We start from the raw sequence: 13,646 nt of genomic DNA, 5'->3' as shown, positions 1-13,646 counted from the left end.
GCCTGTGCCTCCACGGCGCGTGAGGCGGTCATACCCGCGCCTCCAGCGCCCGGTAGTCGATCTTCCCGCTGGGCAGCAGCGGGAACCCGGCGACGGGCCGCACGTCGAAACCCGTTATGTGCATGTGCAAAGCCGCTGCCAACGCCCTGGCCGCCGCCTTGCAGTCGTCCGCCGACGCGCCGTCCAACCACACCACGACCTTGTCGCCCGCGGGCACCGCCGCCGCCGCGCCCAGGTGCTTCACGAGCTGCTCCAGGTCGTCCAGGCTGACCCGGTTGCCGAACACCTTCCCGATCCGCTTCAGCCGGCCGGTGACGTACAGGTAGCCCTCGTCGTCCAGGTACCCCAGGTCGCCGGTCACCAACACGCCGCCGAGCCCGTCGGGCAGCGCCAGCTCCGCCTCCGACTCGGCGTAGCCCATCATCACGTTCGGGCCCCGGTAGACGATCTCGCCCACGACGCCCGGCGCGGTGGTCTCCGCGCCGTCACCGGTCCGCACCGCGAACGACCCGCCGGGCAGCGCCAGGCCGGCCGAGCCGGGCTTGTCCGCCAGCCGCGCCGCGGGCACGGTGGCCATCCGGGGCGCGGCCTCGGTCTGCCCGTACATCACGAACATCCGGCCGCCCACGGCCGTCATCTTCGCGTTGAACTCGCTCACCAGCTCGGTGCGCAGCTTGCCGCCCGCCTGCGTCAGCGTGCGCAGCGTGGGGTACTTGGCCGGGTCGAACCGCAGCCGCCGCAGCATCTCGTAGTGGTACGGCACCCCGGCCAGCGACGTGGCGCCGTGCTCGACGACCGCGTCCCAGAACGGCCGCGCCACCACGCCCGAGCCCTCCAGCAGCACCGTCGCGCCGCGGCGCAGGTGGCTGTTGAGCACCGACATCCCGTAGCTGTAGTGCAGCGGCAACGTCGTCGGCGCGACCTCGTCGGGTCCGATGTCCAGCACCTCGGCGATGGCGTCCGCGTTGGCGAGCACCGCCGCCCGCGACAACCGCACGAACTTGGGGTTGCCGGTGGAACCGCTGGTCGGCAGGAGCACCGCCAGGTCGGGGTGCGGCACGACGCCGCCGGCGTCCACGCGCACCCAGTCGTCGGTGTACCCCGGCGCGGCGCCCGGCGGCCCGCCGACGACCGCCGCCGGCCGGAACCGCGTCACCAGGTCGTCCAGCACGGCGCGGTCCTGCGCCGGGTCGAGCAACGCCACCGCGCGACCGGCCTGGAACGCGCCCAGGTACGCCAGCACGCTCGGCACGTCCAGCCCGACCCGCAGGAACAGCACGCCGGGCGGCAGGTCCGCGTACGACTCGGCGACCCGCGCCACCCGCTCGGCCAGCTCCGCGCCGCCGACCAGCTCACCGGTCGCCGCGTCCCGCAGCCGGGCCCCGGGGTGCACCAGCGACGTCACAGCACCAGACCCCCGTCGACGCCCAGCACCTGCCCGGTGACGAACGACGCCTCGTCGCCGACCAGGAACCGGATGACGGCGGCCACCTCCTCGGCCGTGCCGAGCCTGCCCAGCGCCGTGTCCCGCTCGATGCCCGCCAGCACCTCGGCGGACTGGTCCGCGATCAGGTCGGTGCGGATCACGCCCGGCGCGACGGCGTTCACCCGGATGCCGTGCCTGCCCAGCTCCTTGGCCGCCGACTTCGCGGTCGCGGACAACGCCGCCTTGGACGCCGCGTACACGGTCTGGCCCGCGTTGCCGCGTTCGCCGACCACGGAACCGAGCAGCACGATCGAGCCGGTCCGCTTGCGCATCATGACCCGCGCCGCCGCCTGCACGCAGTTGATGGTCCCCGCGACGTTCGTCGCGAGCGTGCCCGCGATGTGGTCGTCGGTGAGCATCCCGATGAGGCCGCCCTCCAGCACGCCCGCGCTCGCCACCAGCACGTCGAGCCGGCCGTGCTCCTTGGCGACGGCCTTGAACACGTCCTTCACCGCGGCCGAGTCCGTCACGTCCAGCGCCACGCCGGACGCCGCGGGCCCGAGCGCCGCGGCCCGCTCCGCCGCCACCGCGCCGTCGCGGCCGGTGATCACCACGGTCGCGCCCGCCGCCACCAGCGCGGCGGCCGTCGCGTGCCCGATGCCGCGCGTGCCGCCGGTGACGACCGCGACCCTGCCGTCGAAGCTACTCACCGACGCCGAAGCCCCGCAGCATGTCGACCGCGACCTTGAAGCTGCTCAGGTCGATGACCTGCTCGGTCTCGAACTGCACGTCGAACTCGTCCTCGATGGCCGCGACCAGCGCCATGTGGCCGACCGAGTCCCACGCATCGATGTCGCGGTACTTCAGGTTCTCCACGTCCGCGTCGGCGTCGAGCTGGAGCGCTTCGGTGAAAACGGAGCGGAGGCGGTCGTTAAGCGACATGCTGCTCTCAATCTCTGGTCTGGTTCAGTGCCCCGCGCCGCGCGCGGCCCACGCCTCGAGCAGCGCGGCCAGCTCGTCCGGCAGGTCGCCGGGCGGCTCGGGGTCCTTCCCGGTGAGGAAACCCGTCAGGGCGGCGATGGATTCCTCCGAGCAGCCGCGCCGCTGGAGGCCGATGGTGTTGACGCCGGTGGTGCGGGCCGGGTTGCCCACCGTGATGGTGAACGCGCCGACCTCCTTGCGCACCGCCGAGCCCATGCCGACCATCGCGCCCGGTCCGATGGTGGTGCGCTGGTGCACCACCGTGCCCAGGCCGAGGTTCGCGCCCGACCACACGTGGCAGTGGCCCGCGACCTGCACCGCGCTGGTGACCACCACGCCGTCGTCCACGCGGCAGTCGTGGGCGATGTGCGCGCGGCCCATCAGGTAGCAATCGTCGCCGATCCTGGTCGGCTCGGTCACGCCCTGGTTGACCGTGACGAACTCGCGCACGCGGTTGCGGTCGCCGATCACCACGCCGGGGCCGCCGACCTCGTCGTCCCAGCCCGCGAGGTGGTCCGCGCCCAGGTACTCCGGCGGGCCGCCGATGCTCACGTGCGGCCCGATGTAGTTGCCGTCGCCGATCCGGGCCGGGCCCGCGATCACCGTGTACGGACCGATCACGTTGTCGTCGCCGAGTTCGACCCCCGCGCCGATGATCGCGGTCCGGTGAATGCGGTTCGCCACCTGCTGTCCCTGCCCCGTGGATGATGTGTGTCACCCACGTCACCAGCGGTTACGCACCGACGAGGGTCGGTGCACCACTGTACCGGAGGGGTTCTCAGGCGGGCTGGAGCACGTCCAGGCCGAGGAACGGGCGCAACGCCTCGGGCACCGCGACCGAGCCGTCCGCCCGCTGGTGGTTCTCCAGGATCGCGACGATCCAGCGGGTGGTGGCCAGCGTGCCGTTGAGCGTGGCGGCGATCTGCGGCTTGCCGTTGTCGTCCCGGTAGCGGACGTTGAGCCGGCGGGCCTGGAACGTGGTGCAGTTCGACGTGGAGGTCAGCTCCCGGTACACGCCCTGGGTCGGGATCCACGCCTCGCAGTCGAACTTGCGCGCCGCCGACGTGCCCAGGTCGCCCGCCGCCGTGTCGATCACCCGGTAGGGCACCTCGATCTTGGCGAGCATCTCCTCCTCCCACGCCAGCAGGCGCGCGTGCTCGGCCTCCGCGTCCTCGGGCCGCACGTAGGAGAACATCTCGACCTTGTTGAACTGGTGGACGCGGATGATGCCGCGGGTGTCCTTGCCGTACGTCCCGGCTTCGCGGCGGTAGCACGCCGACCAGCCCGCGTAGCGGCGGTCGCCGTCCAGGATCTCGTCCGCGTGGTAGCCCGCGAGCGGCACCTCCGACGTGCCGACGAGGTACAGGTCGTCGTCCCGCAGGCGGTAGACCTCGCTCGCGTGCGCGCCGAGGAAGCCCGTGCCCGCCATGATCTCCGGCCGCACCAGGGTCGGCGTGATCATCAGCGTGAAGCCCGCGCGGGTGGCCTGCGCGACGGCCATGTTGAGCAGCGCCAGCTCAAGCTGCGCCAGCACGCCGGTGAGGAAGTAGAACCGCGAGCCCGACACCTTCGCGCCGCGCTCCATGTCGATGCCGCCGAGCCGGGTGCCCAGGTCCAGGTGGTCCAGCGGCGTGAAGTCGAACTCGCGCGGCGTGCCCACGTGCTTGAGCACGGCGAAGTCGTCCTCGCCGCCGTGCGGTGCGTCCGGGTGGACCACGTTGGGCACGGCCCGGTGCAGCTCGTCCAGCTCGGCCTCGGCCCGCGACTGCTCGGCCTCGGCCGCCTTGACCTCGGCGGCCAGCTCCTTGCCCTTGGCGAGCAGCGCCTCGCGCTCCTCGCCGCGTGCCCGGCCGACCTGCTTGCCGAACGCCTTCTGCTCGCCGCGCAGGGCGTCGGCGCGGGCCACGGCCGCGCGCCGGCGCTCGTCGGCGGACAGCAGCGCGTCGACCACGGCTTCGTCCTCGCCACGCGCACGTTGCGACGCGCGGACGGCTTCCGGGTTTTCGCGCAGAGCCCTGAGGTCAATCACGAGGGGAAAGGGTACTCATCGCACCCCCGGGCGCGCGCGTGCGTTCCGGCACCGGGTCGCGCTAGCTGATCGCCACGGCGACCACGAGACCGAGCGCGACGTGCGCGCTGGCCACCACGACGCTCGCCGGCGCGAACACCTCGGACTCGATCAGCCGGCCGATGTCCAGGCGCGTGACCCACTCCAGCAACCGCACCGCGATCACCTGCACGATGATGCCGACGAACCCGAAGATCAGGGCCATCAGCAGGCCCTCCTCCAGCTTGCCGGCCGCGTTGTAGATCGCCACCACGACGATCATCGCCATGCTGACCAGGCCCGCGGCCGTGACGATGACGGCGTTCGGGGCGCCCGACCGCACCAGCGCCGACAGCTTGCCGGGCGTGGTGAAGTCGATGGCGTAGAAGCCGACGACCATCAGCACCAGGCCGACGATCGCGTACAGGGCGATCGCGCCGATGCCCTGGCCGATCCGCGAGCCGAAGCCCGGGTCCAACGCGAGTTCGATCACTGCCACTCCATTCATTCGACAATCCGATGCGGGACGAACGCCGCGCCGTCGTCGGTCACCAGGCCGACCGTCTCGCGGATGCCGAGCCCGGCCGCCGTGTCGCCGACCACCCACGCGCCCAGCGCGGGCCGGTAGCCGTCGAACTCGGGCAGCGGGTCGAACAGCTGGTAGACGAAACCCTCTTTGCCGTACACGCCGCCGGTCTGCGTCTCGTAGCCCGGCGCCACGATCTGGATGTTCGCGCCCTCCCGGCCCAGCCGGGGCTTGCGCACGTACTCGGTGAGCAGGCCCGGGTCGTCCAGGTAGGCGGGCAGCAGGTTCGGGTGGCCGGGGTACATCTCCCAGAGCACCGCGAGCAACGCCTTGTTGGACAGCAGCATCTTCCACAGCGGCTCGACCCACAGGGTGCCGGGCTGGCTCTGCACGGCGAACCGGCCGAACTGCTCCTCCACCACCCATTCCCAGGGGTAGAGCTTCACGACCGTGCCCATCGGGGCCTCTTCGAGGTCGACGAACCGGTTGAGCGCCGAGTCCCAGCCGATCTCCTCGATGGCCAGGCCGACGGTGTTCATGCCCGCCTCGGCCGCGGTCTCCTGGAGGTAGGCGACCGTGACGTGGTCCTCGCCGGACGGGTCGGCGGCGGACCAGGTGAAGTGCAGCTCGTTGGACGGCAGCCGGTCGCCGATCTCCGCCCAGCGCTCCACCAGCTTCTCGTGGATGGAGTTCCACTGGTCGTCGTCGGGGAACACGTCGGTCTTCCAGTTCCACTGGACGACCGCCGCCTCCAGCAGCGACGTGGGGGTGTCGGCGTTGTACTCCAGCAGCTTCGCCGGGCCGCGCGCGTCGTAACGCAGGTCGAACCGCCCGTAGACGTGCGGGTCGCGGCGCTTCCACGACTCGGCGATCGCCGGCCACACCCACTCCTGGATGCCGAAGTCGCGGTAGCGCTCGGTGAGCACCACGTTGTCCACGGCCTCCAGGCACATGCTGTGCAGCAGCTCGACGTCCGCTTCGAGGGACAGCACGTCGCTCATGTCGAACACGTAGTGCGCCGACTCGTCCCAGTACGGGCGGGGGCTGCCGTCGGCGGCACGGGCGGGCGAGCCGAACACGAGGCCCTGATCGGAGACCGTGCGCTGCCAGTTCGGCCGCGGCGCGGAGGTGTCCCGACGCACTCAGCTACCCCCGCTCTTGCTGCCGCCGGTGACGCCGAACCCACCGCGCTGGATGGTCGTGCCGGACTTGGTGGTCACGTTCGAGCCCTTGGGGATCGTGTAGCTGCCGCCGCTGACCTTCTGGCCGACGGGGACGCTCGACCCGCCGTAGTGGTAGCGGTACGACGAGCCGCCGATGTAGATGAACCCACCGCTGACGTGGCCGCCGTGGGTGCGCGCGTAGTTCTCGTCGCAGTATTGGTCCTCCACGACGACGCCGTCCTGCGTGCACTGCGCCTCGACCTCGTCGGGGCTGGAGGCGGCGTACCAGATGGCGACCAGGCCGGCCACGCCGACCGCGGCCCCACCCCCGATCAGCAGCCGCTTGCGCAGCTTCTTCTTGCGGGCGGCCTCCTGCTCCAGGGCCAACTCCTCGTCCCGCTGCCGCTGGATGGCCTCGGCGCGGGCGCGCTGCTCGGCCAACGTCGGCGGCCGGGGCTGCGTGACACCCGCCTCCTGGCGGCGGACGGCACCGCGCTTGGGCGGCACGTACGGCGGCGGCGCGGCGGGTCCGGCGCCCTTCGCCGGGGCGGGCTTCGCACCTCCCGGCGCGGACCGGCCCACCTCTCCCGACGTGGCCGGGTCCGCCCCTTCTGACGCGGCCGGCACCGCCCCTCCCGGCGCGGCCGGCACCGCCCCTCCCGGCGCGGCCGGCACCGCCCCTCCCGGCGCGGACCGGCCAGCCCCTCCCGACGCGGCCGGGTCCTGGCCGGCGCCCGCCGACGTGCCCGGGTTCTCACCGGGTGGCACGGCCGGACCACCCGCCGGTTGGGCGGGGCTTCCGCCCACCGGGCGGGCAGCGCTACCATCGGGCACAGCGTCACTACCGGGCGTGACATCCCGGGGCGTCGCGCCACCCGCCGCCCGTTCCGGGCGGGCGGTCGGTTCGTCGCGGCCCTCGCCGTGGTCGTTGCGGTCGTTGCGCTCGTTCTCAGTCATCAGCCACTCCCGGCGGGGACGGTACAGAGATCGGCCGCCGAATGGGTGACGAGTGCCCGAAACGCAACACACGCCACCCGCCCGGTTGGTTCCGGCGTCGGCTTAGGCATCATGGTGTAGATGTCCGCGACGGCCCGTTGGTTTCGCCGAGGTGACCACATGGTCATGATCGGCGCGTTCGTCGGCGCGTTCGCCCTGCTCGGCCTGAGTGCCTTCACCTCCTGGCCGGTGGGCGCGGGCGGCCTCGCCTCGACGACGGCGGAGCCGGTGAACCCTGTTTACACCACGCAGGCGGGTGACTGCCTCAACTGGACCAAGAAGAACCTCTCCGACGTGGTCAAGGTCGACTGCGCGGCGCAGCACATGTTCGAGGTCACGGGCGTGGCCGACATCGCGCCCGCCTTCGGGCCGCAGGCGCCGTACCCGACCGACGAGCAGTGGCAGAAGATCAGCCAGGAGCACTGCGCCAAGACGTCCCTGGACTACCTGAACGGTCGGCTCGACCCCGCCGGCAAGTACACCGTGGGCCCGATGAACCCCGGCGAGCGGCTGTGGGCGTCCGGTGAGCGGACGGTCCGGTGCGGTCTCCAGGTCACCGGCCCGGCCGGCGGGATGCTGCCCGCGTACGGCAGCGCCCGCACGCAGGACCAGTCCGACGTCTACGACCCGGGCGTGTGCCTCGGCATCACGGACGCGAACGGCGTCGGCGACCCGGTCGACTGCGCGAAACCGCACACGTTCGAGATCGTCGGCGTGGTCACCCTGCCCGCCGGCGAGTTCCCGCCCGTGGAGCGGCAGGACGACACGCTGTCCGCGGAGTGCACCCGGATCGCCGCCGAGTACAGCGGCGGCGCGGACTTCAAGGCCAAGGGCCTCATCGTCACCTGGGACAACCGGACGCCCGAGAGCTGGGCCGCCGGCTCGCACCGGGCGAACTGCAAGGTCGGCGCGAACCCGCCGCCGGGCAACACCGGGCTCGCCGCCTGGGAGGGCAGCGTGCGCAACCCCAACGCGCCGCCCCTGGCCACCTCGAACCCGCCGCAGACGACCGCCGTGCAGCAGGACGAGGCCACCGGCGCGCCGTTGCACTCGTCCAGCTCCAACCCCCCGTCGAACACCAGCTCGGTGCCGACGTCGACGTCGGAGAAACCCACCGGCACGACGACGACCGAGCCGTCGCCCCCGAGGTGAGACCGTGCCGGTGGAGATGTCCAGACAGCGCTTCGAGGAACTGGTGTCCGAGGCCCTGGACCTGGTGCCGCCGGAGTTCGCGGCGGCGATGAACAACGTGGTGGTGCTGGTCGAGGACCGCCACCCGGACGACCCCGGGTTGCTCGGCCTGTACCACGGGATCGCGCTGACCAGGCGGACGTCGGACTACGGCGGCGTCCTGCCGGACCGGGTCACCATCTACCGCGAGGCGATCCTCGACATCTGCCGCACGGAGGACGACGTGGTCGAGGAGGTGGCGATCACCGTGATCCACGAGATCGCCCACCACTTCGGCATCGACGACGCCAAGCTGCACGAACTGGGCTGGGGCTGACCGGCGAGGAGCCGTCCGCAAAGCCGAAGCGCGCCCCAGCCCGCCCCCGCCGGCACAGCGGACACGCCGGTCGGGCAGAGCCCTAATTATCAGGCAGGCTCCCTGAAAGTTTCGCGGGGGCGGCAGCCTCCAGGACCACCCCGCCGCCACAGCGCACACGCCGGCCGGGCAGAGCCCTAACTTTCAGGCAGGCTCCCTGAAAGTTTCGCGGGGCGCTATCTATCAGGCAGGCTCCCTGAAAGTTTCGGGAGGCCGCGGATCAGGACCTAGCGGCCGGGCAGCGGGTCCACCCCGGTCCACGAGGTGCACACCCAGCCGTCCTCCCCGTCCTCCAGCACGACCCGGCCCGTGTTCGGCAGCAGGCCGGTCTCGGCGAGCACCGGCCGCACGTTCGTCGCGAGGCCCAGCGCGCCCATCCGGATCGCGCCGCCGTGGCTGACCAGCACGACCGTCTCGTCGGGCCGGTGCCGCGCGGCCTGCTTCCCGACCGCCGCGACGAACCGGTCGATCACCTGCCGACCGCTCTCGCCACCCGGGATGGTCGCGTCCAGGTCACCCGCGGTCCACGCGTGGACGGCCACGAGGAACAGCTCGAACGCCTCCTTGTCGTGCCGGCCCTCCAGGTCGCCGCAGAAGATCTCGTGCACGCCCTCCAGCACCTCGACGTCCAGGCCGAACGCGGCGGCCACGGGGGCGGCCGTCTGCTGTGCCCGCACGGCCGTGCTGGCGTACACCGCGGTCACCCGCTCGGTCGCCGCGAGGTCGGCGGCCAGCGCCGCGGCCTGCGCCACGCCCGCCTCCGTCAGCGGCGGACCCGGTGGCCGCGTGTCCAGGGCCATCTTGAGGTTGGACGCGGTCTCCCCGTGCCGCACCAGGATCAGCTTCACGCGCGCCGCCCTCCCCGCACCTCGGCCAGCCACTCGGCCGCCGCCGCGAAATCGTCGTCGACCCGCGCCCGGTCACCGCCGCCGGACGCCTTCGGGTACGAGCCCAGGAAGCGCGTGTCGGGGCAGTGCCGCCGCAGGGCGGCCAGCGCGTCGCCGACGCGGGGTTCCGCGACGTGGCCGTCCAGGTCGATGTAGAACCGGTACTCGCCGAGCGCGCCCTTCGTGGGCCTGCTCTCGATCCGGGTCAGGTTGATCCGCCGCAGCGCCAGCTCCGCCAGCAGCTCCGACAACGCGCCCACGCGGTCGGTCGCCGTCACCACGACGGAGGTCCGGTCGTGGCCGGTGGGCTCGGGCAGCGGACCGGGCCTGCGCAGCAGCAGGAAGCGGGTCTTGGCGTCGCGCACGTCGGCGACGTCGGTCGCCAGGACCTCCAGCGGGTAGTGGTGGACGGCCACCGGCGCGCTCACCGCGGCGTCGTACTCACCCGCGAGGACGGCCCGCGCGGCGGCGGCGGTGGAGGTGGTGGCGACGACGTCGACCGAGGGCAGGTGCTCCGCCACCCAGTGCCGCACCTGGGCGAGGGCGTGCGGGTGGCTCGCGATGGTCTTCGGCTCCGCCGCGCCGGGGCGGACCAGGATGCTGAACCTGATGTCCAGCACGGTCTCCGCGACGGCGACGAGGGGTTCGCCCTCGGTCAGCGCGTCCATGGTCGCGGGCACCGCGCCCTCGACGGAGTTCTCCACCGGCACGCACGCCGCGTCCACCTCGCCCCGCCTGGTCGCGGCGAGGGCGGCGGGCACGGTGTCGAACGGCGTGAGGTCCCGCGCGTCCGCGAAGGCGCGGGCGGCCTGCTCGGTGAAGGTTCCCTGCGGTCCGAAGTAGGCGAGCACGGCCGCAACGATACGAGCAGCACGTCCGGTGATCGTCGTTGAGGCGAGGATCACCCGCCCGGACGGTGCCCGCCCCCGTTCCACCGGACCCCGGTGTCCTGGAATGCTTGCGGGTGTGTCCGCCGATACGGAGGGTGAGATCAACGCTCCGGCTGCTGTTCCCCGTCTGGTGCTGTGCGCCGTCGACGAGCCGCTCGCGACGGCGTGGTCCGGTGTCGCCGGTGGCCGGCCCGGTGTCGAGGTGCACCGGGGCTCGGTGCTCGACATCGTGGCCGAGGCCGTGGTGAGCCCCGCGAACTCCTCGGGCTGGATGCGCGGCGGGATCGACGCCGTGTACGCCCGTGCGTTCCCGTTGGTCGAGGAACACGTGCGCAGCGCGATCCTGGCCCTGCACGGCGGTGAGCTGCCGGTGGGCGAGGCGCTGGTCGTGCCGACCGGCGAGGTCGAGCCGGAGTGGTTGATCAGCGCGCCGACCATGCGCCTGCCGGGTGAGCTGCTGCCGGCCGACACCGTGCACCCGTACCTGGCGGCGCGGGCGGTGCTGAGGCTCTGGCGGGACGGCCGGCTGGACGACGGCAGGCGGGTGCGGGACGTGGTGCGCACGATCGCGATGCCGGGCCTGGGCACGGGTGTCGGTGGGGTCGCGCCGGAGACGTGCGCACGCCAGGTGGCCGCCGCGTGGGACGAGGTGTTCAGCCCACTGCCCCGCAAGTGAGCCTCGTCACACAGGTTGTGCACAGCCTTGTGGACAACTACCACAACGCCTGTGGACAACCTGGGGAGCGCGGCTAGCGCGGCGCGATCCACCGTTCGAGGTCCAGTTCGTCGGTGATGGGTATGCCGTACTCGCCGACCGAGGGGATCTCCGGTTTCAGCCGGCGGGACTCGCGGACCGCGTCCGGGCGCAACGCGGTGAGCCGGAACCCCCGCCGCTGGTAGAAGCGCAGGGCGTCGAGGTTGTCGTTGGTCGTGGTGAGCCGGATGCGGGAGCAGCCGAGCTGCCGTGCGCGTTGCACGGCCGCGTCGACCAGCGAGCTGCCCACACCCCGGCCTCTTCGGAGCGCGTCGATCGTCACGATCTCCATCAGGCCCTCGGACGTGGCGTAGGTGAGCAGTCCGACGACCTGGTCCTGGTGTTCCACCAGGAACCCCGGCAGGCTGGCCGGGAAGAAGACCTGTCCGTGGGCGACCGCGGTGTGCGCGCCCCACAGTTCGAGGACCAGTCGCCCGACGACGATCCGGTCGGCTTCCTCGATCACGCGTACGAGCATGCCTTGCACTGTCTTGGCGTCCGCTTGATCGCGGTACCGGCATTCGACCTATGGTTGGTTCGTGCCCGTGCGCGTGTTGCTGGTCGACGACCACGAAGTGGTCCGCAGGGGTCTGCGGGAACTGCTCGACGACGAGGACGACATCACCGTGGTCGCCGAGGCGGGCGGGGTGGACGAGGCGTTCGTCCGCGCCACCGCGACGTCGCCGGACGTGGCGGTGGTGGACGTCCGGCTGCCCGACGGCACCGGGGTCGAGCTGTGCGGCAGGCTCCGCGGTTTGGGTGTGCGCTGCCTGGTGCTGACCGCTTTCGACGACGAGGAGGCGTTGGTCGGCGCGATCGCCGCGGGTGCGGCGGGGTACCTGCTCAAGCAGGTGCGGGGGCAGGACCTGGTGGTGGCGGTGCGGGAGGTCGCGGCCGGCCGGTCGTTGCTGGACCCGCAGACCACGGCCCGGGTGCTGGACCGCATGCGCCGCCCGCCGGAGGTGGACGTGCTGGACGCGTTGACCGACCAGGAGCGGCGCGTGCTGGACCTGATCGGCGAGGGCATGACGAACCGCCAGATCGCGGAGCGGTTGTTCCTGGCCGAGAAGACGGTGAAGAACTACGTGACCTCGGTCCTCGCGAAACTGGGCATGGAACGCCGCACCCAAGCCGCAGCCTGGGTAGCCCGCCGCTCACGCTGAAGCTCCCCGCCCCGGCCCCGCGCCCGCCTCGCGCCCGCCCGGTGGCCCGCACCCACGGCCGGTCGGCCCCGGCCCTGCGGCCCGCGGCCCACCGCTCGTAGTCCGCCGCCCGCAGTCAGCCGCCCCACCGGCAGCCGCCGGGGCGCCGCTCAGCCGGAACGCAGCGGCACGTGCCAGCTGATCGTGGTCCCGGTGCGTGGCGACGACGACACCTCGCACCCGCCACCCGCGGCCAGCGCGCGTTCCTCCAGGTGCCGCAACCCCCGCCGCGCCACACCACGCGGGATGCCGCACCCGTCGTCCGCGACCCGCAGCAGCAGCCGTCCCGCGTCCCGCACCACCCCGATCTCGACGTGGCTCGCACCGGAGTGGCGGACCACGTTCGACAACGCCTCCCGCAACGCGGCCCGCGCGTGATCGGCCAACTCGGGCGGCACGTCGGCCAGGTCGCCGTCCACCCGCACCTCCGGCTCGAACCCCAGCAGCTCCCCCGCCGTACGCGCCTCCGCCACCACCGAACCACGCAGGTCGGCATCACCGGGACGACCGGGATCGGCACTGCGCAACGCCCGCACCGTGGCCCGCACCTCCGCCATCGTCTGGTCGAGCTGGTCCACCACACCGGCGAGCCGCTCCGCCTCCCGACCCTCCAACCGCAGCCGCCGGTTCAGCAGCTCCAACTGCACCCCCGTCGCGTACAGCCGCTGGATGATCACGTCGTGCAGGTCGCGGGCGATCCGCTCGCGCTCCTCGTAAACCGCGATCCGCTGCCGCGCCGTCGAACCCTCGGCGAGCACCACCGCCAACCCGGCCTGCGCCGCGAACGCCGCGAGCACGTCCACGGTCCCACCGGCGAACGGCACCGCGCCCTTGCGCCGGTACACGGCCAACGCCCCGATCCGCCGCTCCTTGGTCCCGAACGGCGCGACGGCGAACGGCCCGTACCCGCGCAACGCCTTGGGCACGAACGGCGCGGTGCGCGGGTCGGTCGTGACGTCGTCGGCCACCACGGGCACGCCGGTGCGCGCCGCACGGGCCGCCGAGGACCGGCTGGACAACACGATCCCCACCGGGTCATCGTCGCCGGAGGACGCCTCCACGGTCAGCGTGCCGTCGTCACCGGTCACCATGGCCAGGCCAAGGTCGGCCTCGGCGAGCGCCACGGCCCGCCGCACCACCAGCGGCAGCACGGCGTCCGGGTCGTCGCCAGCCAGGGCGGCGGCGGTGATCTCGGTCGAGGCGGCGAGCACCAGGGCGGGGTCCACGA

The 13,646-nt window shown here is 72.7% G+C and carries 16 protein-coding genes; 4 read left to right on the top strand and 12 right to left on the bottom strand.

The window, feature by feature from the left end:
- Nucleotides 1-28 precede the first annotated feature (28 nt).
- The 8 genes from KZQ38_RS20640 to KZQ38_RS37180 all read right to left on the bottom strand — a co-directional run bounded on the left by KZQ38_RS20640 (nucleotide 29) and on the right by KZQ38_RS37180 (nucleotide 7,100).
- Nucleotides 29-1,405 (bottom strand): AMP-binding protein, encoded by a 1,377-nt coding sequence (locus KZQ38_RS20640; RefSeq protein ID WP_219443768.1) that lies wholly within the window; start codon nucleotides 1,403-1,405, stop codon nucleotides 29-31.
- Entirely contained in the window at nucleotides 1,402-2,136 is a 735-nt protein-coding gene (locus KZQ38_RS20635) for an SDR family NAD(P)-dependent oxidoreductase (protein ID WP_219443767.1), read from the bottom strand. The genes KZQ38_RS20640 and KZQ38_RS20635 overlap by 4 nt, the downstream gene beginning before the upstream one ends.
- On the bottom strand, nucleotides 2,129-2,368 hold the full coding sequence (locus KZQ38_RS20630) for an acyl carrier protein (RefSeq protein WP_219443766.1): 240 nt from the start codon (nucleotides 2,366-2,368) through the stop codon (nucleotides 2,129-2,131). Before KZQ38_RS20630 ends, KZQ38_RS20635 begins: the two co-directional genes overlap by 8 nt.
- A 24-nt stretch (nucleotides 2,369-2,392) precedes the next feature.
- Entirely contained in the window at nucleotides 2,393-3,091 is a 699-nt protein-coding gene (locus tag KZQ38_RS20625; RefSeq protein ID WP_219443765.1) for an acyl-ACP--UDP-N-acetylglucosamine O-acyltransferase family protein, read from the bottom strand.
- Between the two features lie 94 nt (nucleotides 3,092-3,185).
- On the bottom strand, nucleotides 3,186-4,436 hold the full coding sequence (serS, locus tag KZQ38_RS20620) for a serine--tRNA ligase (protein ID WP_219443764.1): 1,251 nt from the start codon (nucleotides 4,434-4,436) through the stop codon (nucleotides 3,186-3,188).
- 61 nt (nucleotides 4,437-4,497) lie between these two features.
- Nucleotides 4,498-4,944, bottom strand: a complete 447-nt coding sequence (locus KZQ38_RS20615) for a DUF350 domain-containing protein (RefSeq protein WP_308258522.1) — start codon at nucleotides 4,942-4,944, stop codon at nucleotides 4,498-4,500.
- Between the two features lie 14 nt (nucleotides 4,945-4,958).
- Entirely contained in the window at nucleotides 4,959-6,122 is a 1,164-nt protein-coding gene (locus tag KZQ38_RS20610) for a glutathionylspermidine synthase family protein (RefSeq protein WP_219443762.1), read from the bottom strand.
- Nucleotides 6,123-7,100 (bottom strand): hypothetical protein, encoded by a 978-nt coding sequence (locus KZQ38_RS37180; protein ID WP_308258503.1) that lies wholly within the window; start codon nucleotides 7,098-7,100, stop codon nucleotides 6,123-6,125.
- A gap of 159 nt (nucleotides 7,101-7,259) precedes the next feature.
- Here KZQ38_RS37180 and KZQ38_RS20600 point away from each other — a divergent pair, with 159 nt between their 5' ends.
- Complete coding sequence (locus KZQ38_RS20600) at nucleotides 7,260-8,291, top strand: septum formation family protein (protein ID WP_257901818.1); 1,032 nt, start codon at nucleotides 7,260-7,262, stop codon at nucleotides 8,289-8,291.
- A 4-nt stretch (nucleotides 8,292-8,295) separates the two neighbouring features.
- On the top strand, nucleotides 8,296-8,646 hold the full coding sequence (locus KZQ38_RS20595) for a metallopeptidase family protein (RefSeq protein ID WP_219443761.1): 351 nt from the start codon (nucleotides 8,296-8,298) through the stop codon (nucleotides 8,644-8,646).
- 266 nt (nucleotides 8,647-8,912) lie between these two features.
- Here the strand turns inward: KZQ38_RS20595 and KZQ38_RS20590 are convergent, their stop codons facing one another.
- Together KZQ38_RS20590 and pheA are read right to left on the bottom strand one after the other, a co-directional pair.
- On the bottom strand, nucleotides 8,913-9,533 hold the full coding sequence (locus KZQ38_RS20590; protein ID WP_219443760.1) for a histidine phosphatase family protein: 621 nt from the start codon (nucleotides 9,531-9,533) through the stop codon (nucleotides 8,913-8,915).
- Nucleotides 9,530-10,423, bottom strand: a complete 894-nt coding sequence (pheA, locus tag KZQ38_RS20585; RefSeq protein WP_219443759.1) for a prephenate dehydratase — start codon at nucleotides 10,421-10,423, stop codon at nucleotides 9,530-9,532. The genes KZQ38_RS20590 and pheA overlap by 4 nt, the downstream gene beginning before the upstream one ends.
- Nucleotides 10,424-10,526: 103 nt before the next feature.
- On the opposite strand from pheA, the gene KZQ38_RS20580 reads away from it, so the two are divergent.
- Complete coding sequence (locus KZQ38_RS20580) at nucleotides 10,527-11,138, top strand: macro domain-containing protein (RefSeq protein WP_219443758.1); 612 nt, start codon at nucleotides 10,527-10,529, stop codon at nucleotides 11,136-11,138.
- Nucleotides 11,139-11,211: 73 nt separating this feature from the next.
- Here the strand turns inward: KZQ38_RS20580 and KZQ38_RS20575 are convergent, their stop codons facing one another.
- Nucleotides 11,212-11,694: a GNAT family N-acetyltransferase gene (locus KZQ38_RS20575; RefSeq protein ID WP_219443757.1), complete on the bottom strand. Its 483-nt coding sequence runs from the start codon at nucleotides 11,692-11,694 to the stop codon at nucleotides 11,212-11,214.
- A gap of 61 nt (nucleotides 11,695-11,755) precedes the next feature.
- Between KZQ38_RS20575 and KZQ38_RS20570 the strand changes: the two genes are divergently transcribed.
- Nucleotides 11,756-12,379 (top strand): response regulator, encoded by a 624-nt coding sequence (locus KZQ38_RS20570; RefSeq protein ID WP_219443756.1) that lies wholly within the window; start codon nucleotides 11,756-11,758, stop codon nucleotides 12,377-12,379.
- Between the two features lie 149 nt (nucleotides 12,380-12,528).
- On the opposite strand, the gene KZQ38_RS20565 is transcribed toward KZQ38_RS20570, so the two are convergent.
- Nucleotides 12,529-13,644, bottom strand: a complete 1,116-nt coding sequence (locus KZQ38_RS20565; RefSeq protein ID WP_372452264.1) for a GAF domain-containing sensor histidine kinase — start codon at nucleotides 13,642-13,644, stop codon at nucleotides 12,529-12,531.
- Nucleotides 13,645-13,646 lie beyond the last annotated feature (2 nt).

Source organism: Saccharothrix obliqua, assembly GCF_019375475.1.
Classification (GTDB): domain Bacteria; phylum Actinomycetota; class Actinomycetes; order Mycobacteriales; family Pseudonocardiaceae; genus Actinosynnema; species Actinosynnema obliqua.
The sequence above is the reverse complement of the archived record's forward strand: the minus strand, read 5'-3'. Positions and strand labels throughout refer to the sequence as shown.